The sequence below is a fragment of the Chryseobacterium sp. ISL-6 genome, assembly GCF_018613715.1.
Taxonomy (GTDB): domain Bacteria; phylum Bacteroidota; class Bacteroidia; order Flavobacteriales; family Weeksellaceae; genus Chryseobacterium; species Chryseobacterium paludis.
In genome coordinates this window covers 441,953-468,431 of the sequence record NZ_JAGGPT010000006.1, presented here as the reverse complement: position 1 = coordinate 468,431, position 26,479 = coordinate 441,953, and the positions used below count along the sequence as shown (strand labels likewise).

Here is a 26,479-nt window from a genome sequence, read left to right as displayed (position 1 = left end):
AAAGCTACTTTTTCTTAAAAATAGAATACATGGAAATATCAAAATATTCTCCATCCTTCTTGAGATGTTGTTTTAAGATAGCTTCCTTCTCCATTCCAATCTTTTGCATGATACGGCCTGAAGATGGATTGTGAAAAAAATGAGTAGCAAATATTTTATTATATCCCAATTCTTTAAAGCCAAAATCAACAACAGCTGATGCCGCTTCTGTTACATAGCCTTTATTCCAAAATGGAACGCCCAGCCAATAACCTAATTCTGCTTTATCATCACCCCTATCATGAATTCCAATAGCACCAATTATCTTATGTTCTTTATTTCGAATCGCAAAAGTGTATCCTGATCTATTTTCAAAAGCTTCGTGGGAAATCTTCACCCAGAATTCAGCATCTTTTACAGAATAAGGATACGGAATATTGGAAGTAAGTTCCGAAAAAACTTTCTCCTGCAGATATTCTACAACATAAGGAATATCTTCCGTATTCAATGCTGAAAGAATAAGTCTTTCTGTCTCTATTATTGGGAATTCTTTCATGATCTATCTTTACCTAAAAAATACAATCCTTTTAGTGTATGAAGTCGGTCTGTGATATGTATTTTATTCGTTAATGGTTTGTAAACATGAGAAACACCTCCTGTTGCTATCACAAAACAGTCATCATTTACTTCTTCATTAATACGGTCTACGAAGCCTTCTACCATCCCCAGAAACCCATATACCATTCCACTTTGCATGCACGTTACAGTATCAAGCCCCAGAACCGATTTCGGCTTCTTCAATTCAATTTCAGGAAGCTGGGCGGTTTGACTGATCAAAGAATTTAATGAGGTTATAATTCCTGGTGCAATAATAACCCCAAGGGTTTCACCTGTTTCTGTAACACAGCTCGCCGTAAGTGCCGTTCCAAAATCAATAATAATTTTCTTGCGATCGGGATACATGGTGTGTGCCGCAACAAGATTAGCATAAATATCAGTTCCCATCTGCTTAGATTTTGCCTGTACTTCAGAAGGGGTATTTCTATCAACAATTACAGGAAGAATACCGTGAATTTTTTTTATGGCTGAGCTCATTACTTTGGTAAGCTGAGGCACTACTGAACCAATAATTATATTGCTTATATCCTTAGGTTCGATCTTATAAGTCTGATAAAGCATGAGCATTTGCGCATACAACTCATCAGCCGTTCTATAGGGCTTTGTATTAATTACCCATGAAATATCACAGTTATCATCATCAAAAAGTCCAAATCTGATATTGCTGTTTCCTATATTTATAACGATAGAATTCATTTATTCTTTAAACTAAAAGGGTTTGAAAATAACTGTAAAAATAAACCTTTACAATTAAAAAATTAAATACAAATTAATTTTATCTCAATTAAATGAGATTCAGCTATATAATTTTATAAAATCACAGTTAAGAGCTATACAGCTGCATTTATTAAATCAAATGAAACACTTATATATTCATCCTGTTACGAGGGACTGTTTTAAAATACATTTGTTATCCAATCAATTTAAAGAAAATAATATGAAAAATTTAAAGAAAATGTCAAGAAGTGCATTAAAGTCTATAACAGGCGGAGATGTAGTTTGTCCTATGCCTAGTGGTGTACCGGCATTGTGCCCAGGTACCAAATGCCCTATTAACCCATGCCTTGTTCCTAACTGCAGAGTTTCGATCCAGGATTGTGGTTCACCTGTAATATGGTAACCATTTAGTCATTCTCAATATTATATTAAAATAAAAGAGGAGTATTTTTCAATACTCCTCTTTTATTTTTCTTTGTTTTATTTAATTTCAACAAAATTATCTTCCATATTTACATCAGCTAACCGCTGACTAAAATCGATTCCTAAAACCTCTAACTGAGATTTAGAATAAGGAATCGTCAGGGTATATTCTTTCTGAGTCCATGGCCAGTAATTCATTGTCTTAAAATCCCCATACGCATCTTTCTGTTTCCATGTATGCGTAAGATTAGTAGGAATTTGATAAGTAACAATTTTTTTATCTTTCGTCACAACGCTGAAATCAATAGGCATAGGTACCTGTCCGTTATTAATCAAAGTAACAGTGGTAGACTTTGCATCATATTTCACATCTTTGATTCCATAATCAATAGTTTTTGTGGTATTGATCCAGTAATGATGGAACCACTTCAGATCCATTCCGGATACTTTCTGCGCAATATGAAGAAAATCCCTATCTGTAGGATGTTTTAAACTCCATTTATCAAAATACTGCTTCAGAATCTCCGAAAGATTTTCTTCACCAACTATATATCCTAATTCAACCAAAAACAGCTCTCCTTTCACATAGGTAGAAAAAGTATAAGATGTCCCGTTATCATGATGGTCTCCCAACCATACAGCCGGCTCTTCAATTCCTTTTTTCACAAAACTTCTATAAGCGTTTAATCTATCAACAAAAGGATTAGGAAGTTTATCTTTTGGAGGAAATAGCTGATTCATTACATAGCCTTCTGCATAACTTGTAAATCCTTCATCCATCCACGGACGAACTGATTCATTAGTAGCAAGCATTTGCTGATACCAGGAATGTGATCCTTCATGAGCCATTAATCCCATTAAATCTTCCATATCTTTTGATTCCCCTAAAATCATGGTACACATTCCGTACTCCATTCCACCATCTCCACCTTGGATAAAAGCATAAGTAGGATAGGCATATTTTCCAAAATGCGAATTCATGATCTGGAAATATTTAGTAACATAAGGTTGAGCTTCACCCCAAACTTTAGTTTTATCGTTTTTCTGATATACTAAAAATACCTTTGGCCCATTTGGAACATCAAAACCGTTAACAACGTAATCTCTATCCGCACTCCATGCAAAATCCAAAATATTTTTAGCAGTCCATTTCCATATTGCTTTTTTATTTTTTTCAGTTTTAATCTTTGCGTTGGCATCATAGCCTTTTACTTCCGTAGGGTTTTCAAGGATTCCTCCTGCTCCTATTACATAATCTTTATCTATTTTAATGGTAACATCAAAGTCTGAAAACGGTGCATGAAACTCTCTTCCTATATAATCAAATGTAGCCCATCCATCATAATCATATTCTGAAATTTTGGGATACCATTGCGTCATGGTCATATCTACTCCTTCTCTATTATTTCGTCCACTTCTTCGAATCTGTTGTGGAATCACAGCATCCCATTCCATAGTGAAAGATGTCGTAGAGTTTGGCTTGATCGGTTCACTCAGATAAACCTTCATTATTGTTTCCTGGATTTCAAATTTCAGGTCTTTCCCATTCTGTTTGATCCAGTGTATATTTTGCGCTCCCTCCTGATCTTTAGGAATAGAAGCTAATCTTGAAACTCCGTCCTTTTGCAATCTTGAATCACCATTTTTACCTTGACCTGCTACTCTTTGATCCATCATTGAGTTAGGTTTAAAAGCATTCCAATATAAATGAAAATACACCACATTAAGTTCATCCGGTGAGTTATTCGAATATTCTAATGTCTGGGTTCCCTGGTAAGTAAATTTTTCTGCATTAACATCAATATCCATCTTGTACTTCGCAGCCTGCTGATAATAAGGTATTTGTTGGGCCTGAAGCTGTGAAATGATAAAAGCAAAAATGATTGCAATCGACTTTTTCATTTAAAATTTATTTTTTTTAAAGGTAAGTAATTTATCCAAAATCCTCAAAAATGCGGAGTTATATAGGATTTTCATCTTATTTAATTCTATTTCCCCGCATATTAAGAAAATGATTCTGAATGGAAATCTATTGTTATGGATTCATCAGTTTTTTTATCAAAGTAATCTGACCCAAATGATAGTAGCTATGCTCAATCATTCCATCGATATTCCTTCTGTACGTTCCGTATTTCTCGTCTGCAAAAACTTCATCCAGCTTAGCATCAGGCATTTGTTCAAGCAATGTAGCAAACCTCTCGGAGTCTAACCACAGCTTATTCAATAATTCTTTCCAATCCTTCTGAGATTCAATAGGAGGAAGATCAAAACTAAATTGATCTCTTATTTCAAGATCCCCACTTTCAAATACATTAACAATTCCTGCAATATAATAATCAATATGAAAGGTTAAAGCCGCAATGGTATTCAGAGAACCAACTTTTCTCGTTGCTTGTTCCCAGGTTACATCAGAAAGTTGATCTTTAAAATTGGTATTGGCAATCCAAAATCCATCAAGTAAAACTTCCCTGAATCTTTTTGATAGTTGTATTACTGAGCTCATTTTTAAAATTTTGTATCTAAAGATAATTAAATTTAAAATCTCGCGGATTTAGCAGATAACAGAGATTTTTTTTAACCACAAATGGCACAAATACTTACACGGTTTAAACACAAATATATTCGTGCTATTTGTGAAAATAATTAATGCTATCCGTGTTTAAAATCAAAAAACCTCAAATGCATACACACCTGAGGTTTATATTTAATTTTAAATTAAATTATTTTTTAGAAGAAACTTCTTTCTTTCCGCTTTGTAAGATCTTTTCAAGGATCTTTAAAGTGATGAGGTATGTTGGCTTCACTCCGGTAAGTCCTAAACCTCCAGAAGAAAGGGTGCTTCCCGTTTCCAATGGATTATCCGAAGCGTAGTAAGCGTAGCAAACAAAAAGATCCGGTGCAATATGATGTCTGATCTTAGATGCTACCTGAATTGCTTTTTGATAATGTGCACCCTCCATTTCAAGACCTATCGCTTTCCATGAAGTATTCATGAAGTAAGATAAAATGTCTCTATTTTGAAGCGAAGTTCCTAAAACGGTAATCATTGTCCCTTCAAAAGCTTTCAGTTCATCATCCTTAAAATCATCAAGCTTTAGAGCATTTTCAAAAGGATAGTTATCTGCTGTCCCTTCAAAAATATGAGAAGTAGGAATCATAATATCTCCTTTTGCTCCATTTAGGATTCCTGCTTTACCCATGATAGAAACAGATTTCACTTTCATCATATAGACTTCTCCTGTATGTTCGAAAGGTCTTAAAAGCTCATCCATTACTTCAAAAGCCTGTTCCCCGAAAGCATAGTCAAAAACCATGATTACATCATCTCCTGAATATTTTGCATGTCCGAAAGGTGTATTTTTAAGCTCTGTTTTACTTAAATCAATGATCTGAACATCTATATTACTTCCACTTTTGTCGTCTATATAAATCAATCCTTGATCAGCAGCATATTTTGAAACTTTATCACGAAGATCTTTTTTATCAGAAATTTCACCATATAATTTATAGTCTACTTCCTTATGATCTTTTTTCTTCAAAGCATCATTGGCATACAACATATTTTTTACGGAGTGCATATTCGCTGAAATAATATGCAAAGGACGCATATGAAGATTATTTTCAAATAAAATCTCCTTCACTTTATTTGCCCACTTCTCTCCAAAATAATGATGCCCTACTCTTTCCTTTAATATAGCACTGAAATGAATTTCTCTTTCTCTGCTTTGTTTAGCATCATCTAAACTTACTTTTCCTAAGTTGTAAATGATCTTAAATAAACGATCAGGATTTTCATCATCACCAAAAGTATTATAAGCCCTTAATGTTTCCTCAAAAGTTCTTCCTATTAAAGAAGACAAATGAATAAGTGCTACTTCTTTTTCCCTTCTGCTAAATTTCTTTTCACCTTTTACTACCTCTTCGATAATTTTAAAAGCCCGCGTAGGTTTCCAGTTTTCATCCTGAATGAAAGCCAGATTACGGATCTTATCGGCTTCAATAAATAAGAATGTTAAGTGAGTAAGAATATCATAGATTTCTGAACGTCCCAAAAGAACTTCAATATTCATCTGGTGTTCATCTATTCTATAACAGTTTCTCCTTCTCTTTTTAGGAACAATAGGTTCGAAACTTCCTTTATCAAAACCCTCATCTGATGTAAGATGAATAAAAGCACATTCCTCAATTCCTTCAGGAAGTCTGTCTAAAACATACATCAAACCATCAAGCTCCAATTTATTGGGAACATTCATGGTACCATAAATTTCAGGGTTGATTGTTTTTAACAAACTTCTGATACTTTCTCCTGAAACACCCCCTGGCTTAAAAAACCCTCTATAAAACAAATGTCTCATAGAAATATATAATCTTTCAATAGCCTCTGTTGTTTCTCTTGCTCTAGAATTTGTCATAAAATAAATTTCACACAAATATACGACTCTTTGGTCAATTTTATTTTAAGTATCTTTTAACAAGCATTTTATCAATATTAGTTTTTACGACATCTTCTAAAAGCTCAATCAACAGTTAGAAATTATTTTTTTTCATATTACCCCTATATTTTTTAGGGTTAAAATGTTTTCGATTCATTTTTTTTGTAAATTTGCCCTGTAAAATTAACCCTATTATGTCAACTTTAAGATTCAAAGCGTTAGAAACATTACCATTTAAGGACTTTAGAAAGGATAATTCTATCGAAGTTCCTGCAAAATTGTCAGAACTGTTCTGTCAAAATGTTTTCTCAGAAGTAACAATGAGAGAATATTTAACGAAAGAAGCATTCAACTCTATTATGGATGCTATAAAAAAAGGGACTAAAATCCAGAGACACATCGCAGATCAGGTAGCTGTAGCTATGAAAGATTGGGCAATGAGCAAAGGGGCAACACACTACACACACTGGTTTCAGCCTTTAACAGGAACAACTGCGGAAAAGCACGATTCTTTCTTTACACCAATCGAAGGTGGAAGAGCAATCGAAAGATTCAGTGGAAACCTGCTTATCCAGCAAGAACCGGATGCTTCTTCTTTCCCGAACGGAGGAATCAGAAATACATTTGAAGCAAGAGGCTATACCGCTTGGGATCCTACATCTCCAGCTTTCATTATGGGAACTACACTTTGTATCCCTTCTATCTTTATTTCTTACACAGGAGAAACATTAGACTATAAAGCTCCTTTATTAAGAGCTCTAAATGCCGTGGATGAAGCTGCAACAAACGTAATGCAGTATTTTGATAAAAACGTAACAAAAGTAACTCCTACTTTAGGATGGGAGCAAGAATATTTCTTAGTTGATTCAGCATTATTTCAATCCCGTCCGGATTTAGTATTGACAGGTAAAACTTTACTAGGTCACTCTCCGGCAAAAGGACAACAGCTTGATGATCATTATTTCGGATCTATCCCAACGAGAGTGATGAACTTCATGAAAGAGCTGGAAATAGAATGTATGAAGTTAGGAATTCCGGTAACAACAAGACACAACGAGGTAGCTCCTAACCAATTCGAGCTGGCTCCAATGTTTGAAGAAGTAAACGTTGCTGTAGACCACAACTCTTTATTGATGGACATCATGGCAAGAGTTGCTCACAAACACCATTTCCACATCTTATTCCACGAAAAACCATTCGCAGGAGTGAACGGAAGCGGGAAGCACAACAACTGGTCACTTGCTACTGATACAGGAGAAAACTTACTAAGCCCAGGAAAGAATCCTAAGAAAAACTTACAGTTCTTAACGTTCTTCGTGAATACCATTAAAGCAGTACATGAGTATGCTGACCTTTTAAGAGCAAGTATTGCTTCTGCAAGCAATGACCACAGATTAGGTGCTAATGAAGCTCCACCGGCAATTATTTCAGTATTTATTGGAAGTCAGCTGTTCAGAGTTTTAGAAGAGCTTGAAAAAGTAACAAGCGGGAAATTATCTCCTGAAGAAAAAACAGAATTAAAATTAAATGTAGTTGGAAAAATTCCTGAAATCCTATTGGATAACACGGATAGAAACAGAACTTCTCCATTTGCATTTACAGGAAATAAATTTGAGATCAGAGCGGTAGGATCTTCTGCAAACTGTGCAGAATCTATGACCGTAATGAATACCATTGCTGCAAAACAGCTAAATGATTTCAAAAAAGAAGTTGATGCGCTTATCGAAACAGGATTAAAAAAAGACGAAGCGATCTTCAACGTCCTAAGAGAATACATCAAACAATGTAAAAACATTATGTTTGAAGGTGACGGATATTCTGATGATTGGGCAAAAGAAGCTAAAAAGAGAGGTTTGAATAACTGGAAAACCACTCCTGAAGCTTTAAAACAAGAAATGAATAAGAAGTTTTTAGCTTTATATGAAGAAATAGGAGTATTTACACATAGAGAAGTAGAAGCTAGAAATGAAATCAAACTTGAAAAATATTCAACAGTTATTGATATTGAAGCAAGAGTTTTAAGTGATATTGCTAGAAACCATATTATTCCTTCAGCTTTAAAATATCAAAACAGATTAATTGAAAACGTAAAAGGTCTTAAAGAAATTTTTGGAGACAAAGAATTCAAAGTATTAGCGAAAGAGCAAATGAGCCTGATCACTCATATTTCTGAGAATGTTTCTAAAATCAAGTTAGGTGTTGAAGAACTTATCATTGCGAGAGAAGCTGCAAAAGCGGTTTCTGACAGCCAAAAACAAGCAGAGCAGTACTGTAGTAAAGTAATTCCTTTATTTGATGGAATCAGAGAAGCTTCAGACAATCTTGAAATGATGGTGGATGATGAACTTTGGCCAATGACGAAATACAGAGAAATGTTATTTACAAAATAATATTTATAAAGTTCCATATTAGTTAAGCTCTCCGAATATTCGGGGAGTTTTTTTTATTTCCGTTATCGAAAACAAGACAAACTAAAGACCTAAAAAACAATATTTTACACAACTTCAAAATTGATATAAGATTTAGTTTTAACTTTGTACTTCATGAAAATCCTGATCATCGAAGATAATAAAGAACTTGCTCAGAGCATGACCTATTATCTTGAAGAAGAGCATTACATCTGCGAATGTGCCTATAATTATAATGAAGCTTTGGATCGCCTGAGCTTCAACACTTATGACTGTATATTACTGGATATTATGCTGCCGGATGGCAATGGCCTTAATTTGCTGAATCATGTCAAAAATGAGAAGATCAACAGTGGTGTATTAATCATTTCTGCCAAGGATGCATTAGATGATAAAATTAAAGGTCTCGAAAAAGGAGCCGATGATTATATTACCAAACCTTTTCACTTACCTGAATTGCACGCAAGGTTAAGAGCGGTTTACCGCAGAAAAAAAATGGACGGGTATAATGATGTAAAATTTAATGAGATTCTATTGAACACCGATACTTTTGAAGTTTTCATTCATGAAACAAGATTAGAAGTCACTCAAAAAGAATTTGAACTATTGCTTTATTTTTTAGTAAACAAAAACAGGGTTCTATCCAAACAGTCAATTGCCAATCATCTTTGGGGTGATTATACTGATAATTTAGCTAATTTTGATTTTGTATATCAACATGTTAAAAATCTCAGAAAAAAAATAGCTACGGCACAGGGTAATGATTACGTGGAAACTATTTACGGATTGGGATATAAATTTAATGCGTTAAAATACCCGAGCTCATGAATTTATTAAACAAAATATCCATTTGGTTTATCGCTATTGTACTGTTGGTCACCCCTCTCAGTATGTATATCTCTTACACCAATATTAAAAAACGATTGGATAATGTAGAAATAGAACGGTTGAGATCAGTGAATAATTATGTAGCTTCCCAATTAAAAAGAGGTGAAACCCCGGAAAAAACATCCCAGGGTTTACCTATATCCATCAAGCCATATGCGGGAAGTGGTATCGTTCCCACAAACCCTGAAATTATACACACCTGTCTTGATAACAATGGAATTTCCCGTAACGAATGTAAAATACAGATCAATTCCTTTGTAACAGCCGCAAATAAAACATACAAAATCTCTTCCTACAGCTATATTACGTCTACAGAACAAATTATGCAAGGGATGTTAAGTGCCTTAATTTTAAAAGTATTACTCATCACTTTTATTGTTTTTGTTACTGCCAGAATATTATCAAGGTACATCCTCAAACCCTTTCATCACGCCATTGATAACATCCATCATTTTAATATCCAAAAAAAAGAACCTCTGGATCTTTTACCGACAAGCACCAATGAATTTAAAAAGCTCAACGAGTTTCTTAGATTAATGACTGACAAAGCGATAGAAGACTATGCTTCGGTTAAGGAATTCAGCGAAAATGCTTCTCACGAAGTACAAACTCCCTTAGCTATTATACAGAGTAAAATTGAACTTTTGGCAGAAACAGAAATTAATGGAAAACAAGCTGCCTTGCTTACGGATATTCAAAATTCCATTGATAAGCTAAGCAGGATCAACCGCTCACTGATCCTACTTACCAAACTTAATAATCATGAATTTTTAACCGAACAGAAATTAAAATTCTGCAGGGTTGAAAAAGAAACCATAAATGCTTATTCTGACCATATAGCACTGAAGAATATTACCCTCAACAGAAATTGCGAAAAAGATGTATTTATAAAAATCCACCCTGCACTAGCAGAAATACTTTTAAGTAATCTTTTATCCAATGCTATTCGACATAATTTAAAAAATGGCAATATAGAAATTAACCTTACCAGTCAGTTTTTTCAAATCAGCAACACTGGTTTACCTCCGGATATCCCTACCCAGGAACTTTTTAAAAGATTTAAAAAAAGCAATCAGTCCACTGAAAGTATTGGATTGGGGCTGTCTATTGTAAAACAAATTTGTGAGGTTAATGCATTTCCGGTTTATTATGATTTCGTAGATGGATGGCATAGCATTACAGTATATTTTAGCAGTATAGAAAATCATGTTCTTTTTGTTCCTGCTAAAATCTGTAAAAATCCTTTGACAAAAATTGGAAGCGTACAGCCTAACTTTAATTTTGCAGAATAAAAAAACACCTTCTCAAATAGGACGTTTGATCAAATTAAATAGAACTTCAAATTTGCTTCAAAATATGTTTTTTACTTTGAATAAAGAAAAAACTATACTCGATGCTTTTAAGAGCTTTTATTCTATCCATCTCAACGATTTTTTTAATCAACAAAGTGAGTGCGCAGGAAGTCATCTCACTACAATCTGCGCTTGAAACAGCGGTTCATAATTATGGAACCATTAAAGCAAAAGAATCCTATCGTCTATCCTCTCAGGAATCTGTAGAATTGGCTAAGAGGCAATATCTGCCCAACCTTAACTTAAGTGTACAGCAGGATTTTGGAACAGTGAATGGCCAGAATGGACCTTTATATGGGTTTGGAGGTTATGGAGTCGCTTCATCCGGTCTTCCACTACCGGAGCAAAATTGGAATGCATCCTTTGGTGCTTTGTACCTTGCAAATGTCAACTGGGAATTCTTTTCATTTGGTAAAGCCAAACAAAGGGTTAAAGTTGCTGAATTTAAAAACCAAAGAGACACCAGAGACCTTTCTGATGAAATCTTTCAACACAAAATAAAAGTAGCCGCCGCTTATCTGAATGTACTGGCAGCTAAAAAGTTGAAGTTATCCTACAAAAAAAACGTAGGAAGAACGGATACTATAAGAAGAATTGTTGAGGTTAAAGAAAAAAACGGGCTCGTTCCGGGTGTTGATCTATCTCTTGCTAAAGCTGATTATGCAAATGCTATGATCACCTACACAAAAGCCAAGGACAATGAACAGGAACAGGAGAATAAATTAGCACAACTTATGGGAATTCCGGCTCAGGAATTTAAATTGGACAGTACTATTCTCAAAAGGGTCCCCGTAGATCTTCCATCAGAAAAAACATTTGTTTTAAAAGATCATCCCCTTTTAGCATTTTACAAGAGCCGTATCGATGTGAGTGAACAGGAAAGACAATTTCTGAAAACTCAATATTACCCCTCATTTTCTATGGTTGGTATTATCCAGACTAGAGCGTCGGGGTTTGGAAATGGATATGCACAGAATCAGAATGACTACTCCACTTCTTATTGGGATGGAATTCATCCTACCAGAAGCAATTATCTGATCGGCTTGGGTGTATCCTGGAATTTTACACAAACCTTCAGACTATCAAAAGAAATCAGTGCACAGGATTATGTAAGTCAGGGGTTAAAACACGAATATGATCTTGCAGAACAACAGCTTAAAGCACAATTAGATTTATCTGAAAACAAATGGAATAACGCGCTTACTGTATATGACCAGGTTCCAGCCCAATTAAAATCAGCAACCGATGCTTATATCCAACGCTCTGTATTATATAAAAATGGATTAACTGATCTGGTTGATCTTTCCCAATCAATTTACGCACTCATAAGAGCAGAGACAGACAGAGATATCGCCATCAGCAACGTTTGGAATGCCTTATTACTAAAGGCGGCAGCTACAGGTGATTTTACCGTTTTTGAAAGCGAGCTGTAAGGACTAATATAAATTACATCAACAATAGATCAATGAATTTAATAAGATTTGCATTAAGAAAACCCATTACGATTCTGGTACTTGTAGCAGGACTGTTTTTCTTTGGAATACGGTCAGCAAGCTCCATTAAAGTAGACATCTTCCCCAAACTGGACTTACCGGTTATTTATGTTTCACATCCTTTTAGCGGATATACTCCACAACAGATGGAAGCATTCTTTGCTAAACAATACATCAATATCTTCCTTTTCGTTAATGGGATTAAAAGTATTGAAACTAAAAACATCCAGGGATTGACATTAATGAAAATAAATTTCTATCCGGGAACAAATATGGCTCAGGCTGCGGCTGAGCTCAACTCATTTTCAACAAGGATTCAGGCAGCATTTCCACCAGGATCCAATCCACCTTTTATCATTCGTTTTGATGCCTCTACACTCCCTGTTGGACAACTCGTTTTAAGCAGTGACAAAAGAAATAATAATGAACTACTCGATTTAGCAAACGTTTATGTACGTTCAACTTTCACCTCAATTCCAGGAATTGTTTCATCTCCACCTTTCGGAGGAAATATACGTACCGTAGTTATCAATGCCAATCCGGATTTACTCCGTCAACATAATTTAACCCCTGATCAGCTGGTAGAAGCATTACGCTTAAACAACCAGACAGCTCCTTCAGGAAATGTACGTATTGGTGATAAATTTTATATCACCCCAACCAATACCATGATCAAGAATGTAAAAGATTTTGGGAATATTCCTTTATATAAAGGCGGTGTTCAGAATCTTTACTTAAAAGATGTGGCAACAGTAACTGATGGAGCTGATATGACGTCCGGTTATGCATTGGTTAATGGTCGCCGTTCTGTTTACCTGAGTATCGCTAAAAGTGCCGATGCATCAACCTGGGATGTTGTTCAGAATCTTAAAAAACAACTTCCCCAGATCCAATCCAATCTTCCGGACGATGTAAAAGTAAGTTTTGAATTTGACCAATCTACTTATGTAATTAATTCTGTTAAAAGTTTAATGAGTGAAGGAACAATTGGTGCCTTACTGACAGGATTGATGGTAATATTATTCCTCGGAGATATACGGGGAGCTATTATTGTAATCCTCACCATTCCGATATCTATTATTTCGGCGGTTCTATTTCTTAATCTTTTCGGACAAACTATTAATATCATGACGCTAAGTGGTCTCGCATTAGCTATTGGTATTCTCGTCGATGAAAGTACGGTGACGATAGAAAATATACATCAGCATCTGGATATGGGGAAACCAAAAGCATTAGCAATATGGGACGCCTGTAAAGAAATTGCTTTTCCAAAATTATTGATCTTATTCTGTATTCTTGCTGTTTTTGCACCGGCATTTACAATGGAAGGTATTCCAGGATCTTTATTCTTACCTCTTGCTTTGGCTATAGGATTCAGCATGATCATCTCTTATTTCCTTGCACAGACCTTTGTTCCGGTAATGGCCAACTGGATCATGAAAGTAAAACACCACAAAGCAAAAGACGGCCACATCATGACTGAAGCAGAAGAGTTGAAAGCTGCAGGTTTAAGTGATGAAAGTGATACATGGAGTCAAAAAGAAATACTGCTAAAAAATATAGACAGCAACAGGGATGGTAAGGTAAGTTTATTCGAAAAAGTGAGATTCCGTTATCTAAAATTCCTGGATCGCATCATGCCTTTTCGAAAGATCATTGTTTCTGCTTATATTTTAGTTGCAATGGGACTTGTTGCGCTGCTTCTGAATAGTATAGGAAGAGATGTTTTGCCTCAGGTAAATGGCTCTCAATTTCAGGTTCGAACCCGTATTCCCGATGGAACAAGAATTGAAACAACTGAACTTCAAACTTTAAAATTACTGGACGGGATTAAAGACATTGTGGGCAAGGACAATATTTCAATTACTTCAGCTTATGTAGGAACGCACCCTAACCTTTTCTCAGTGAGTCCAATATATCTTTGGATGGCAGGATCCCATGAGACTGTATTACAGGTAGGTTTAAAAGAAGGGTTTCATACTAATTTAGATGATCTCAAAGATAAGATTCGAGAGAAAGCTAAAAGCATTAATCCCGAAATGAAGCTTTCCTTTGAACCTATTGAATTAACAGAAAAAATTCTAAGCCAGGGATCTCCTACTCCAATTGAGGTGCGATTATCCGGAAGAAGCAAAGAATTAAATGAAGCTTATGCTAAAAAAATAGAAATAGAACTTAAGAAGATCCCATATCTGCGGGATGTACAAATAGGACAGTCTATTAAATACCCTTCTATTGATATTAATGTAGACCGTATTCGTGCCGCTCAGTTGGGAGTTGACATGACAGACATTTCACGCTCATTGGTGGCTTCAACTTCTTCATCCAGATATACAGAAAAGAATATTTGGACTGATGAAAAAGCTGGATACAGCTACAATGTTCAGGTACAGATCCCTGAAAATAAAATGAACAGTAAGGCAGAAATTGCTGGCATTCCATTACAGAAAAATTCGAACAGACCTAACTTAGGTGATGTAGCAACCATAAAAGACAGTTTCACGTATGGTGAAACAGATAACCTTGGTGCCATGCCAATGCTTACAGTAACAGCAAACTTAAATCATACCGATTTGGGAAGAGCCTCAAGAGATGTTCAAAAAGTCATCAATAATTTTGGAGAACTTCCAAGGGGTCTGAATATAGGATTAATAGGATTAAGTCAAACCCTTAATGATACTTTAAGTAGTTTACAAAGCAGTTTGATCATTGCTATTATGGTAATCTTTTTAATGCTTGCTGCTAACTTCCAATCCTTTAAGGTTTCTGGAGTCGTATTGGTCACCGTACCTGCCGTATTATTAGGGGCCCTTGCTCTATTGATCGTAAGTGGCTCAACACTTAATTTACAATCTTATATGGGTATCATCATGTCTGTCGGAGTATCTATCTCTAATGCAGTATTACTTATTACAAATGCTGAACAATTAAGAAAGCATAATGGCAATGCTTTACTGTCTGCTAAAGAGGCTGCTGCTTTAAGAATAAGACCTATTGTAATGACGGCTCTGGCAATGGTTGTAGGAATGGTTCCCATGGCTTTGGGATTAGGAGAGGCGGGAGATCAGGTTTCTCCTTTGGGACGAGCTGTAATCGGAGGGTTAATCGCTTCTACATTTGCAGCTCTGTTTATTCTTCCACTAGCTTTTGCATGGGGACAAGGAAAAACATCAACACAAAGTGTATCGCTTGATCCTGAGGATGAAGAAAGTATTCATTTTATACCCGAACTTTCAAAATAAAGAAAACCTAATGGCTATTAAAAATTTAATTATGAATCGATTATATCAATATGTTATTCCTGTTACAGTTCTACTTTTCAGCCTACAGAGCTGTGAGCAGAACAAAGCTGAAGTAAAAAAAACAACAACTCCATCGGCACCGGAAATAGAAGCAATTAATCCAAAACAAGGAGATTTTGCATCTTCTACTACCATTCCCGGTGAGCTTCAACCTTTTCAAAAAGTTGATGTCTATGCTAAAATAAGCAGTTTCGTTAAGAAATTATATGTGGATGTAGGAAATGAGGTAGTTGCAGGACAACTTCTAGCAACATTAGAAGCACCTGAGATGAATGCACAACAAAATGCTGCTGCTTCCACATTAAAATCAAAAGAAGCAATATATATTGCCAGCAAGGCAAAATATAACCGATTGAAAGAAACAAGCAAAACACCTGGAACAATATCTGCTCTTGATCTTGAGCAGGCTCTTGCTGCACAACAGTCTGATATCGCTCAACTGGAAGCAGCGAAAGCTTCTTATCGGGAAGTAATGGATGTCAAAAATTATTTACAGATCAAAGCCCCATTCAGTGGAAATATTGTAACGAGAAATGTAAGCGCCGGAGCTTATGTAGGTCCATCAGGAAAAGGATCTGAACTCCCACTCTTTAGTTTAGTACAACAAAATAAATTACGTTTGGTGGTGAATGTTCCGGAGTCTTATACAGGAAGTCTTAATAAAGATGGGGAGATAAAATTCTCTGTACAGTCTATCCCGGGAGAAACCTTTACAGCTAAGGTATCAAGGTTTGCAGGCGCGTTGGATAATCGTTTACGTTCCCAGTCTGTAGAAATGGATGTCTACAACAAAGATAAGAAGCTATTACCGGGAATGGTTGCTAATGTAATCCTGCCTCTAAATGACAATAATAAAGCCTTGTCTGTTCCTACATCAGCCGTATTAAATTCTACGCTTGGGGTATTCGTTATCAGAGTAGAAAAAAACACAGCACATTGGATACCCGTTACAGCAGGCATTTCAAATACCGACACAACTACGATTATTGGACCTGTGAGCCCTAATGATGTAATTATCAAATTAGCCACTGAAGAAATCCGTGATGGACAGAACATAAAAGTGAAGCTCTCAAAATAGATTAATCTTAATATCCTGTTAATAGGAATTTTTATTCATTTTTTGATTAGAAACAAAAATAATCCCAATAACAAAGGAATCACCATTTACTTTGTTAAAGAATCTTAATAAAAAAAACCGCAGTATCACCAAAAAAGGGATGTTGCGGTTTGTTTTTCTTTAACATACGTAAATAATATGTTAAAATGTGTTAAAGTAAGAACCTGATATTAATCATATCAAAGCTCTTCAAGTTGGAATCTCTATTTTTGTAATGCTTTTAGAAATAAATATTCCTTATTTAACACGGATAATCAAATATATATGAAGAAAAGAGTTTTGTTTTATTTAGTTGCTTTAGTCTCTACTGTATCATTGCAATCATGCGTTACCAACTACGTTGTTGCAAAACCAGCAACTTACACTAAAGAATACAAAACAGATGCCAAACTAGCTTCTATTGATACCAAGAAAATGGAGCAGGATAAGAAGCAATTAATCAATTCTTTTATCTCTGAGAAGGCAGCCGTTTTAAACAACGCAAAAAATACTTTAAAAAATTCTGAGATTGCAAAAGCAATCAAACACAATACAACAATCGACAATATCCTTAACGAAGCTCAAACGTACCTGGGAACTCCTTACAGATATGGAGGAACAACAAGAAACGGTATAGATTGTTCAGCTTTCGTTCTTTCTGTATTCGGTGCTGCAGCAGGTCTTAGTTTACCAAGAGTAGCGGCTTCTCAATCTCAGGAAGGAGAAAGAATCGAAAAGGAAAACTTACAAAAAGGAGATTTGATTTTCTTTTCACATGGAAGAAGAATTTCTCACGTAGGTATTGTAGAAAGTGTTTCTGAAGATGGTGAAATTAAATTTATTCACGCAGCCACTTCAAAAGGAGTTATGATTTCGTCGCTTAATGATTCTTATTGGGGTCCGAAATTCAGATTTGCAAAAAGAGTGATCAATGAAGAAGGTGATGCATATAACAACTTAGCTGCAACTACAGCATCAACAGCGACAAGTTTTTAATTTTAAATAATTGATTTAAATAATGAAAGCCATCAAATATATTTGATGGCTTTTTCTTTTATTTTATTTAAGGCTCTTAACTAGCTATTCCTTTCGATCTCTATATCTAATTTATATAAGAGACCATGAACTTCAGAAAGTGAAAATTTCGCCTTTTTAAGCCTGTTGGATTCAGGATTGATCGTATAATTAAAAGAGCTCCTAAAATCAACCTTCTCAAGGTTTGTATTCTCGAAGATTGCTCCCGACAAATCACAATTCATAAAGAATGCATTTGACAGATCGCAAGCTTCAAAATCTACCTCAATAAGCTTTGAATTTTTAAAAGAGGTTTTCTTTAAGGAGGTTTTATAAAATGTAGAGTTATTCAGAGAACAACCTTCAAATCTAAAAGAAAGTCCAAATTCATTACAATCGTTAAACTGTAATCCGAACATTTTACTGTCTTTAAAATATACGTCTCTAAATGCTGTTGAAACCAGCTTGGCCATACTCATATTACATCCAATAAATTCACAATCTGTAAATCTAAATTCTGAAAGATCTGCATATTCAAAATTACAATTGCTGAAAATACAGTTTTCATATTCTCCTTTTTCCAAGGGAGACTGCCCAAAATTTATAGCATCAAAACTTTGGTCTGAAATATATGCTTCCTTCATAAGCCGTTTTAAGTAATTCTTGGTAATGATAAGATTTAAACCAAGCTATTCTTATCAGAATAATTTAGTTTAAAAAAGATAAAAGTCATGGTAGAAAAGGCCAACAATGAACTTCCTCCATAACTAAAGTAAGGCAATGGAATCCCAACAGTTGGAAAAAGCCCCATAACCATCCCTAAATTGATTGAAAAGTGCATCAGCAGGATCGAGGCAAAGCAATAACCAAATACCCTGTTAAAAGTAGATTTCTGCTTTTCTGCGAGATAATAAATTCTCCCTATATAGAGCATATAACACAAAACCAGACCTGCACTTCCTACAAAACCCCATTCTTCACCAACTGTACAGAAAATGTAATCGGTACTTTGTTCAGGCACAAACTTCCCCTGAGTTACAGATCCTTCACGATATCCCTTTCCCAAAAGTCCTCCAGAACCAATTGCCGTTTTAGAATAAAGAAGGTTATATCCCGAAGTATCTCTAAAAGCTTTTTCACCTTTATAGAGAACCTCAATTCTTTCCCTTTGGTGTTTAGGCAGTTTTTCTAAAACGTATGGTGTTGCAAAAGCCAAACCACAAAGCAGGATAATGGATCCCGCAATACTCGAAATCGAAATAACATCCCAGGACATTTTATAATAGTTCAGGGCTATTAAAATTCCAGCAATTATCAAAATAGCAATAGTGACGTAAATAGGATTTACGGCTAATGAAACTAAGAAAACCGAAGCAAATAGAAATCCAATTCCAAATAATAATCCACTTAATCCTTCTCTATATAAAGCGATAAAAAAAGCCACGAAAACAAGCAATGACCCAACATCCGGAATTGCCAATACCACTACTGCAGGGATTCCTACAATTGCTAAAGACGTTAGGAGAGACTTTTTATTACTTAAATTAAAATCGGGTCCTGACACATAATTAGCCAGCATTAATGCTGTTCCTAATTTGGCAAATTCAACCGGCTGTAAACTTAAAGGTCCAAATTTATACCAGTTCTTCTGTCCCAATACTTCTTTTCCAAAAGGAAATAAGCCGATCAGTAATAGAACTCCAATAATATAGATGATCCCAGCCATGTTTTCAAAGAACTTAGTCCGGGTAAAGAAAATAATTAAACCAACAAAAACAGATACTCCAAACCAAACAGCCTGTCTGGTTCCACTGGCAGGCTCAACACTGTAGATATTTGCTATTGCAAAAATGCAAAGCAAGAAATACAGACCCAGACCTAATTTATCTAATCCTTCTGTCCATTTCATTGCTCTTTGGTTTTTTTAGTTTGAGTTTCTGCGTCTATCTGCTTCTGCAATTTTTCTTTTTGCTTTTTGATAAAATCTAAGCTGTCTTGTATTTTCTTAAGCTTCACAGAATCCAGTTTTGGATCTTTATATAAACCTTTACGTTTTAAATCAACAATCCATTGTCTTTTATATTCAGGCATAAAACTGGCTGAGGTCATCTTTTTATAAAGATTCTCCCTTTTCAGATCACCGGTAATATATTTTTCTGCGATTACAGTACTGGCTGGCCCTGCCCATGTTGCTCCAAATCCGGCATGTTCCATTACCGCAACTACAACAATTTTAGGCTTATCTGCAGGAGCAATCAATACAAAAATAGAATTGTCCTTACCCTGAGGAACCTGTGCTGTTCCTGTTTTTGCTAATTGGGTAAAATCGTTTGATTTTAATCCCCTTGCTGTACCATTTAAAACTACAGCCTCCATTCCTTTTAGAACTGGACCAAAGTGTTTAGGATCAACTAAAGTTTTATGTTTCTTTTTAAATCTAGGATCAGGATTGGGCTTCCCGTCAATGGATTTTACAATATGCGGTGTATAGTACCATCCTTTATTAGCAATAGCTCCAACATAATTTGCCAATTGAAGAGGAGTAACCATAACATCACCTTGTCCCATCCCATTGAAAACTGCACCAGTTGCTAAAACATCCCAGTTTTTATAGTCTTTTTTAGAACCACTAGCTTTAAGAATGTTCTTCATTCTTTTTTCATAAAATTCTCCAGAAGGAATCCTTCCTTTTGCTCCTACGGCAAAATCATTATTTAAAAATTCTCCAACTCCGAAGCTACTCATAATGGCCTTCCACTCATCAACTCCTTTTGAAGGATTTCCAGGATATTTATTAACAATAGCCAAAAATGCATAGGAGAAATAACAGTTACTGGAAACCTGAATTGAAGGGATCAAAGGAATTGCACCACCGTGGCCTTTTATCCTTAATCCTCTATAATTAAATCCTCCTCCACAAGGAAAGATTGTATTTTCATCCATTACCCCCATCTGCATTGCAGATAAGGCAGTAAGCAGTTTAAAAGTAGACCCTGGTGGATAACCGGCTTGTAAAGAGCGATCAAATGTGGGTTTATTTTCGTAAAGTGTATCTTTTGATAAAGCGTATAGATTTTTTGATTTGGAGGGCCCTGTAAAAAGATTAGGATCAATATCCGGACCAGTTGCAGCAACTAGAACCTCACCATTATTAGGGTCTAAGGCGACAATTGCCCCATGTTTGTTAACCATCATTTCTTCGGCCATTCTCTGAAGATCATAATCGATGGTTAAGGTAATATCCTTTCCTGTAATTACATCTTTATCCAGTGCTCCATTTTTATATGAGCCTATGTTTCGGAGTCTGATATCCTTTTGGATATATTTCATCCCCTTTACTCCGCGAAGCTCTTTTTCATATGATTTTTCAACACCGGTTTTTCCAATGAAATCTCCAGGAAGATAATAAACAGAATCTTTTTTAATATCCCTTTCATTGACTTCACTGGTATATCCCAGAAGGTTTCCGGAAGTGGAAACTTCATATTGACGCTGAGGTCTTGAAACGATACTAAACGCAGGATATTTAAATATAATTTCCTGAACCCTGGCAATATCTTCTCTGCTGAGATCTTTGATAAAAGTCATCGGTGTCAGCTTGGAATAATATTTCTCTTTGGTTATTGAATTGATCTTCTTAATAAAATCAGACTTACTGATCTTCATTAAATTACAGAATCCCAAAGTATCGAAATCAGGCTTCATTAAAGCCTGAGTAAAAGAAATCTCATAGGCAGGCTGATTGCCTACCATAATTTTACCATTCCTATCAAAAATCACCCCTCTCTGTGGGATAACGTATTCTATTTTAATAGATGTATTGGCTGCATTCAAAGCATACCGGTCTGTAAATAGTTGTAAATAAGCAAGCCTTGCCACAAAGATCAGGGCAATAACGGCAACAACGGCAAAGATTTTTAAATAGCGTGTGTTCAAACTTTTTGTTTGATTTTAAATATTAATGCGTAAATAACTATAAATATAAAGGAAATTACACTTGTTACCAACACATTAAATAATATTTCAAAAAACCTGCTGAACTTAAAGAACTCAATATACTGTACTAAAAGCTGATGCAAGAAAATACTTGAAAAAAGAAACAGTAAGAACTGACCCCACTGAAGGGATTGAAATGAAAAGAAGTCAGTGGACGTGTCGGTAGACGTCCTAAAAATCAATGTTCTGAAATACGCGATGAGTGTAGTTGCAAGGGCATTGATTCCCCACGAATATAAGAAAGCATCTATAGAAAGACCTATTAAAAAACTTAATGCTAAAAATTGAAATTTATTTCTAAAGAAAGGATAAAACATGACAAATACAGGATATAACACCGGAGTGTATTTTCCGAACAGCGTGATCCTGTTCAAAACAAAAATCTGTAATGCAACAAGAAAAATCATGATTAAAATATCCGTAAATAGTGTTCTGCTAATCATTTTCCTTTTTTATTACTGCCTGTAATGTATCTTGAATCTTTTGAACCTCAGCTTTCTTCAGACTTTTTACAACAAATACTTTACTTAAAGAACCCATCTTCTCGCTTAGTTCTACTGAAATGTCCCAAAACCCTGTTTTATTATCTACGGAGTATCCCGCAATAGTACCAATCATAACACCTTTCGGAAAAATTGCAGATTTACCATCAGTAACAATGGTGTCTCCGATTTTCAAGGCAACATATTTGGGAACGTCTGATAAATGCATAACTCTGGAGTTATCACCACTCCATGTTAATGTCCCAAAATATCCTGATTTTTTTAAAGCAGCATTGATTCTGATCCGGTTTACACTTAACACCGACTGAACTAACGCATAGCTATCTGTAGAATTAATAACGATTCCGGCTACTCCTTTTGGCGCCATAACTCCCATTTGAGGAAATACACCATCTCTTCGACCCCGGTTGATCGTAAAATAATTATTTCTTCTGTTTATACTGTTGAAAACGATTTCGCCATCCACAAATGTATAGATCTGCCCACCTCCTAAAGTATCATGAACTTTTCTAAAAACAGGTTTTTTTGCGCCATCTTTTCCATACAGTTCAATCATTAATGCTTTATTCTGAGCAACAAGATCTTCGTTGATCTGCTTCAGCTTCAAGTAAGAAACTCCCTCATCAATATACCCTGAAACCCAAGAATTTAAAGCGGCCGATTGACCAGCGATCCAGGATTTCTGCATGGCATTTTTGGAGAATATAAGAACCAGAGCAATAATTTGCAAGAAAATAAAGAAGACAAAAAGAGCGTTCTTCGAAAATAATCTCAGCAAAAATCCCATTCAGATAGTATCGTAAAAAGTTAAAATTATTTGATTAAGAAATTGAATTTATCCATATTCTTAAGTGCAATCCCTGTCCCACGAACTACCGCTCTCAACGGGTCCTCAGCTACAAAAACAGGAAGACCTGTCTTCTTGTGTAATCTGTCTGCCAGACCTCTTAACAATGCACCACCTCCAGCAAGATAAATACCTGTTTTATAAATATCAGCAGCCAATTCAGGAGGCGTTAAAGAAAGAGTTTCCATTACAGCATCTTCAATTCTGATAATAGATTTATCTAATGCACGGGCAATTTCTTTGTAACCTACCATAATTTCTTTAGGCTTACCAGTAATAAGGTCTCTACCTTGTACCGGGATATCTTCAATATCAACATCCAGATCTTCAACAGCCGATCCTACTTCAATTTTCACTCTCTCAGCAGTTCTTTCACCAATGTAAAGATTATGATGTGTTCTCAGGAAATAAGCAATATCATTTGTAAATACATCACCTGCAATTTTTACAGATTTATCACAAACGATACCTCCTAAAGCTACAACTGCAATTTCAGTAGTACCCCCACCTATATCAATGATCATATTCCCCTCAGGTTTCTGAACATCAATTCCAACTCCTATTGCTGCTGCCATTGGCTCATAAATAAGCCTAACCTCTTTAGCATTCACCTTTTGTGCAGAATCTCTTACTGCTCTTTTTTCCACTTCGGTAATTCCTGAAGGGATACAGATTACGATTCTTAAAGCGGGTTGGATAAATTTACCTTTGATTCCAGGAATTTTTTTGATAAATTCTTTGATCATGTGTTCAGAAGCATGAAAATCTGCAATTACCCCGTCTTTCAAAGGACGGATGGTTTTGATATCTTCATGAGTTTTCCCCTGCATATGTTTAGCCTGTTCACCCACAGCTATCGGCCTGCCAGTAGATCGTTCAATTGCAACAATTGACGGCTGGTCTATAACAATTTTATTATTATGGATGATAAGTGTGTTAGCAGTTCCCAAGTCTATCGCAATTTCTTGCGTAAACATATCGAATAAACTCATATTTTTCTTCTGATTTAAGTTTACAAAGATATAAATTAAACACTACCAATGAAATTTGATAAGCATATAATTTGGTTAAAATTTTATTAAAATTTGAAATTATTTATTAACGGTCAATTTAATTTCTTATAATATTAAATTCAAAGTCGGAACAGCAACGGATTTATAGTTTTTTACGATAATTATCATACACAATTTCAGAAAGTCTTTAATTAAAAAAAACGTAAATTTGTCGCCGGATATGTTACACTACTCTCATATACATCAAACTTCAAATTTCGCGGTACTCTCCATAAGCTACGAAAAAGCTGATGGAGAAACACGGGGAAAGTTTGCATTTTTTGATGAAAACATAAAAAATTTCGTTACCCGAATTCATGATGAAAATTTAGGGGATGCTTTTGTGGTTTCAACTTGTAACAGAACCGAAATTTACACTACTACATCCAATTATCTTTTAGTAGCTGAGGAATATTGCAAAACGATTGGTGTTAATATCACTGATTTCCTATTATTTGCCAATATCCTAACCAAAGAAGAGGCTTTAACACATCTTTTCAGAGTGGCTGCTGGTCTTGAAAGCCAGATTATTGGAGATTTTGAAATTATTGGACAAATTAAAAAGGCATATAGCCGTTTTAAAAAGGAAAGACAAAACTCTAACCCCTATTTGGAAAGAGCTATTAATTCTGCTATTCAGATTTCAAAGAGAATTAAAAATGAGACTGGGATCTCCAATGGTGCAGCTTCGGTTTCTTATGCCGCAGTTCATTATATTTTAAATAATCAGAAAAGGATTACCGAAAAGAATATCTTACTTTTAGGAGTAGGAGAAATTGGACAAAATACGGTTGAGAATTTGGTAAAACATGTTTATCAGCCAAAAATAAAGATCACCAACAGAACTCAAGAGAAGGCCGAGAAAATTTCTGAGAAATATAATATCCCTCATGTTGATTATGCTGACTTTGACAAGGAGCTGAAAAGCACAGATATCCTGATCGTTGCAACTGGAGCAAAACATCCTATTGTGAATGCTTCTCATTTTCCAAACGGAAAAGAAACCTTGGTCATCGATCTTTCTATTCCCCATAACGTTGAGAAAGATGTTACCAATAATAAAAATGTAACATTAATTGATGTGGATGAGCTTTCAAAGCAGATCCAGGAGACGATTCAACAAAGGGAAAAAGAAATTCCTAAAGCAGAACTTATCATCAAGGAAATGGCAAAAGATTTTCTTGAATGGGAGAAAAAGAGAAAACTAGCTCCTAATATTCATCATTTCAAAGCGGTTTTAAAAAATATGGAACGTAATGAGATGCACCAGTTCTACAGAAAAAATAAATACATCAATATAGACGATATGGCACTTTCTGAGAAGATGATCCAGAAAATTACCAGCCGTTTTGCAAAATACATCATAGACAACCCTTGGAAAGCCGAAGAAATTAGTAAATTAATGCACGAAATATTAGTTGAACAACCAAACAACGAATTCAATGAAAAGCATTAGAATAGGAACGAGAAATTCCGCACTTGCACTTTGGCAGGCAAGAGAAGTTGCAAGATATTTGCAGAATAACAATTATACTACTGAGATTGTTCCAATCCTCTCTTCGGGTGATAAAAATCTTAACCAGCCCCTTTACGCTTTAGGGATCACTGGTGTTTTCACAAGAGATCTGGATACTGCATTATTAAATGATGAAATAGATATCGCCGTACATTCTTTAAAAGATGTTCCTACAAAATTACCCGAACATCTTGAGCTTATTGCTTATTTGGAGAGAGATTTTCCACAAGACGTTCTAATAAGAAAAGAAGACGCTAAAAATAAAGAGTTTCATGAGCTGAAACTGGCGACAAGCAGCTTAAGAAGAAGAGCATTTTGGCTGAAGTACTATCCTGATGCAATATTTTCTGATATTCGTGGGAATATCCAAACACGTCTTCAAAAATTAGAAGAACAGGATTTTGATGCCACCATCCTTTCTTTGGCCGGCATTAAAAGAATGAAAATGGACATTGATTATGAAATGCTTCCTTTAATGATTCCAGCACCTTCTCAGGGGGTTATTGCAATTGCTGGACATTCGGATAAAAAAGAAATCAACGAAATTGTAAGCAAGATCAATCACAAACAAACTCAGATCTGTGTTGAGATCGAGAGAAACTTCTTAAGCACTCTTGAAGGTGGATGTACTGCACCCATTGGGGCTTTTGCTGAAATATTTGATGATCAGATTCGTTTTAAAGCAGCATTATGTTCATTAGATGGTAAAAATTGTATTGCCACAGATGAAAGCTTTATCTATAATGATTCTGAAAATTTTGGAGAAAAATTCGCAAAAATAGTTCTTGAAAACGGAGGTAAGGAACTGATGGCAGAAATTAAAAGCCAAATATAGACCCCTC

The 26,479-nt window shown here is 35.3% G+C and carries 21 protein-coding genes; 10 read left to right on the top strand and 11 right to left on the bottom strand.

What is annotated here, in order from left to right:
• Nucleotides 1-4 precede the first annotated feature (4 nt).
• Both J7E44_RS13005 and J7E44_RS13000 read right to left on the bottom strand, forming a co-directional pair.
• Nucleotides 5-535, bottom strand: coding sequence for a GNAT family N-acetyltransferase (locus tag J7E44_RS13005; RefSeq protein ID WP_214830433.1), 531 nt, complete (start codon nt 533-535; stop codon nt 5-7).
• Nucleotides 532-1,293 (bottom strand): type III pantothenate kinase, encoded by a 762-nt coding sequence (locus J7E44_RS13000; RefSeq protein WP_214830431.1) that lies wholly within the window; start codon nt 1,291-1,293, stop codon nt 532-534. The genes J7E44_RS13005 and J7E44_RS13000 overlap by 4 nt, the downstream gene beginning before the upstream one ends.
• Nucleotides 1,294-1,534: 241 nt before the next feature.
• Here J7E44_RS13000 and J7E44_RS12995 point away from each other — a divergent pair, with 241 nt between their 5' ends.
• Nucleotides 1,535-1,717, top strand: a complete 183-nt coding sequence (locus J7E44_RS12995) for a bacteriocin-like protein (protein WP_214830429.1) — start codon at nt 1,535-1,537, stop codon at nt 1,715-1,717.
• Nucleotides 1,718-1,794: 77 nt separating this feature from the next.
• Here J7E44_RS12995 and J7E44_RS12990 read toward each other — a convergent pair whose 3' ends face one another.
• The 3 genes from J7E44_RS12990 to J7E44_RS12980 all read right to left on the bottom strand — a co-directional run bounded on the left by J7E44_RS12990 (nt 1,795) and on the right by J7E44_RS12980 (nt 6,149).
• Complete coding sequence (locus J7E44_RS12990) at nt 1,795-3,639, bottom strand: M1 family metallopeptidase (protein ID WP_214830427.1); 1,845 nt, start codon at nt 3,637-3,639, stop codon at nt 1,795-1,797.
• A gap of 133 nt (nt 3,640-3,772) precedes the next feature.
• Complete coding sequence (locus J7E44_RS12985) at nt 3,773-4,240, bottom strand: DinB family protein (protein WP_214830425.1); 468 nt, start codon at nt 4,238-4,240, stop codon at nt 3,773-3,775.
• Between the two features lie 217 nt (nt 4,241-4,457).
• Nucleotides 4,458-6,149 (bottom strand): DUF6909 family protein, encoded by a 1,692-nt coding sequence (locus J7E44_RS12980; protein WP_214830423.1) that lies wholly within the window; start codon nt 6,147-6,149, stop codon nt 4,458-4,460.
• Nucleotides 6,150-6,364: 215 nt separating this feature from the next.
• Between J7E44_RS12980 and J7E44_RS12975 the strand changes: the two genes are divergently transcribed.
• From J7E44_RS12975 to J7E44_RS12945, 7 genes are all read left to right on the top strand, one after another.
• Nucleotides 6,365-8,560 (top strand): glutamine synthetase III family protein, encoded by a 2,196-nt coding sequence (locus J7E44_RS12975; protein WP_214830422.1) that lies wholly within the window; start codon nt 6,365-6,367, stop codon nt 8,558-8,560.
• Nucleotides 8,561-8,713: 153 nt separating this feature from the next.
• Nucleotides 8,714-9,406 carry a response regulator transcription factor gene (locus J7E44_RS12970; protein ID WP_214830420.1) on the top strand — a complete coding sequence of 231 codons (693 nt, stop codon included), beginning with the start codon at nt 8,714-8,716 and terminating at the stop codon, nt 9,404-9,406.
• Nucleotides 9,403-10,758 carry a sensor histidine kinase gene (locus tag J7E44_RS12965; protein WP_214830418.1) on the top strand — a complete coding sequence of 452 codons (1,356 nt, stop codon included), beginning with the start codon at nt 9,403-9,405 and terminating at the stop codon, nt 10,756-10,758. Before J7E44_RS12970 ends, J7E44_RS12965 begins: the two co-directional genes overlap by 4 nt.
• Before the next feature lie 101 nt (nt 10,759-10,859).
• Nucleotides 10,860-12,251, top strand: a complete 1,392-nt coding sequence (locus J7E44_RS12960) for a TolC family protein (protein WP_214830416.1) — start codon at nt 10,860-10,862, stop codon at nt 12,249-12,251.
• Between the two features lie 32 nt (nt 12,252-12,283).
• A complete protein-coding gene (locus tag J7E44_RS12955; RefSeq protein WP_214830415.1) occupies nt 12,284-15,553 on the top strand; it encodes an efflux RND transporter permease subunit in 3,270 nt (1,089 codons plus the stop codon).
• 31 nt (nt 15,554-15,584) lie between these two features.
• On the top strand, nt 15,585-16,691 hold the full coding sequence (locus J7E44_RS12950; protein WP_214830414.1) for an efflux RND transporter periplasmic adaptor subunit: 1,107 nt from the start codon (nt 15,585-15,587) through the stop codon (nt 16,689-16,691).
• Nucleotides 16,692-16,994: 303 nt separating this feature from the next.
• Nucleotides 16,995-17,705, top strand: a complete 711-nt coding sequence (locus J7E44_RS12945; protein WP_214830412.1) for a C40 family peptidase — start codon at nt 16,995-16,997, stop codon at nt 17,703-17,705.
• 80 nt (nt 17,706-17,785) lie between these two features.
• On the opposite strand, the gene J7E44_RS12940 is transcribed toward J7E44_RS12945, so the two are convergent.
• From J7E44_RS12940 to J7E44_RS12915, 6 genes are read right to left on the bottom strand one after another with little or no spacing between them, the layout of a single operon-like run.
• The gene (locus J7E44_RS12940; RefSeq protein ID WP_214830401.1) at nt 17,786-18,367 is read right to left on the bottom strand and encodes a pentapeptide repeat-containing protein; all 582 of its coding nucleotides are present in this window, start codon (nt 18,365-18,367) and stop codon (nt 17,786-17,788) included.
• Between the two features lie 35 nt (nt 18,368-18,402).
• Complete coding sequence (gene rodA / locus J7E44_RS12935) at nt 18,403-19,632, bottom strand: rod shape-determining protein RodA (RefSeq protein WP_214830381.1); 1,230 nt, start codon at nt 19,630-19,632, stop codon at nt 18,403-18,405.
• A complete protein-coding gene (locus tag J7E44_RS12930) occupies nt 19,629-21,659 on the bottom strand; it encodes a peptidoglycan D,D-transpeptidase FtsI family protein (RefSeq protein ID WP_214830379.1) in 2,031 nt (676 codons plus the stop codon). The genes rodA and J7E44_RS12930 overlap by 4 nt, the downstream gene beginning before the upstream one ends.
• Nucleotides 21,656-22,162, bottom strand: a complete 507-nt coding sequence (locus J7E44_RS12925; protein WP_089028523.1) for a rod shape-determining protein MreD — start codon at nt 22,160-22,162, stop codon at nt 21,656-21,658. The genes J7E44_RS12930 and J7E44_RS12925 overlap by 4 nt, the downstream gene beginning before the upstream one ends.
• Entirely contained in the window at nt 22,155-23,009 is an 855-nt protein-coding gene (gene mreC, locus J7E44_RS12920; protein ID WP_214830377.1) for a rod shape-determining protein MreC, read from the bottom strand. The genes J7E44_RS12925 and mreC overlap by 8 nt, the downstream gene beginning before the upstream one ends.
• Nucleotides 23,010-23,035: 26 nt before the next feature.
• A complete protein-coding gene (locus J7E44_RS12915; protein ID WP_034680746.1) occupies nt 23,036-24,061 on the bottom strand; it encodes a rod shape-determining protein in 1,026 nt (341 codons plus the stop codon).
• A 241-nt stretch (nt 24,062-24,302) separates the two neighbouring features.
• On the opposite strand from J7E44_RS12915, the gene hemA reads away from it, so the two are divergent.
• Both hemA and hemC read left to right on the top strand, forming a co-directional pair.
• Complete coding sequence (gene hemA, locus J7E44_RS12910; RefSeq protein WP_214830375.1) at nt 24,303-25,577, top strand: glutamyl-tRNA reductase; 1,275 nt, start codon at nt 24,303-24,305, stop codon at nt 25,575-25,577.
• A complete protein-coding gene (gene hemC / locus J7E44_RS12905) occupies nt 25,564-26,472 on the top strand; it encodes a hydroxymethylbilane synthase (RefSeq protein WP_214830373.1) in 909 nt (302 codons plus the stop codon). The genes hemA and hemC overlap by 14 nt, the downstream gene beginning before the upstream one ends.
• Nucleotides 26,473-26,479: the final 7 nt, after the last annotated feature.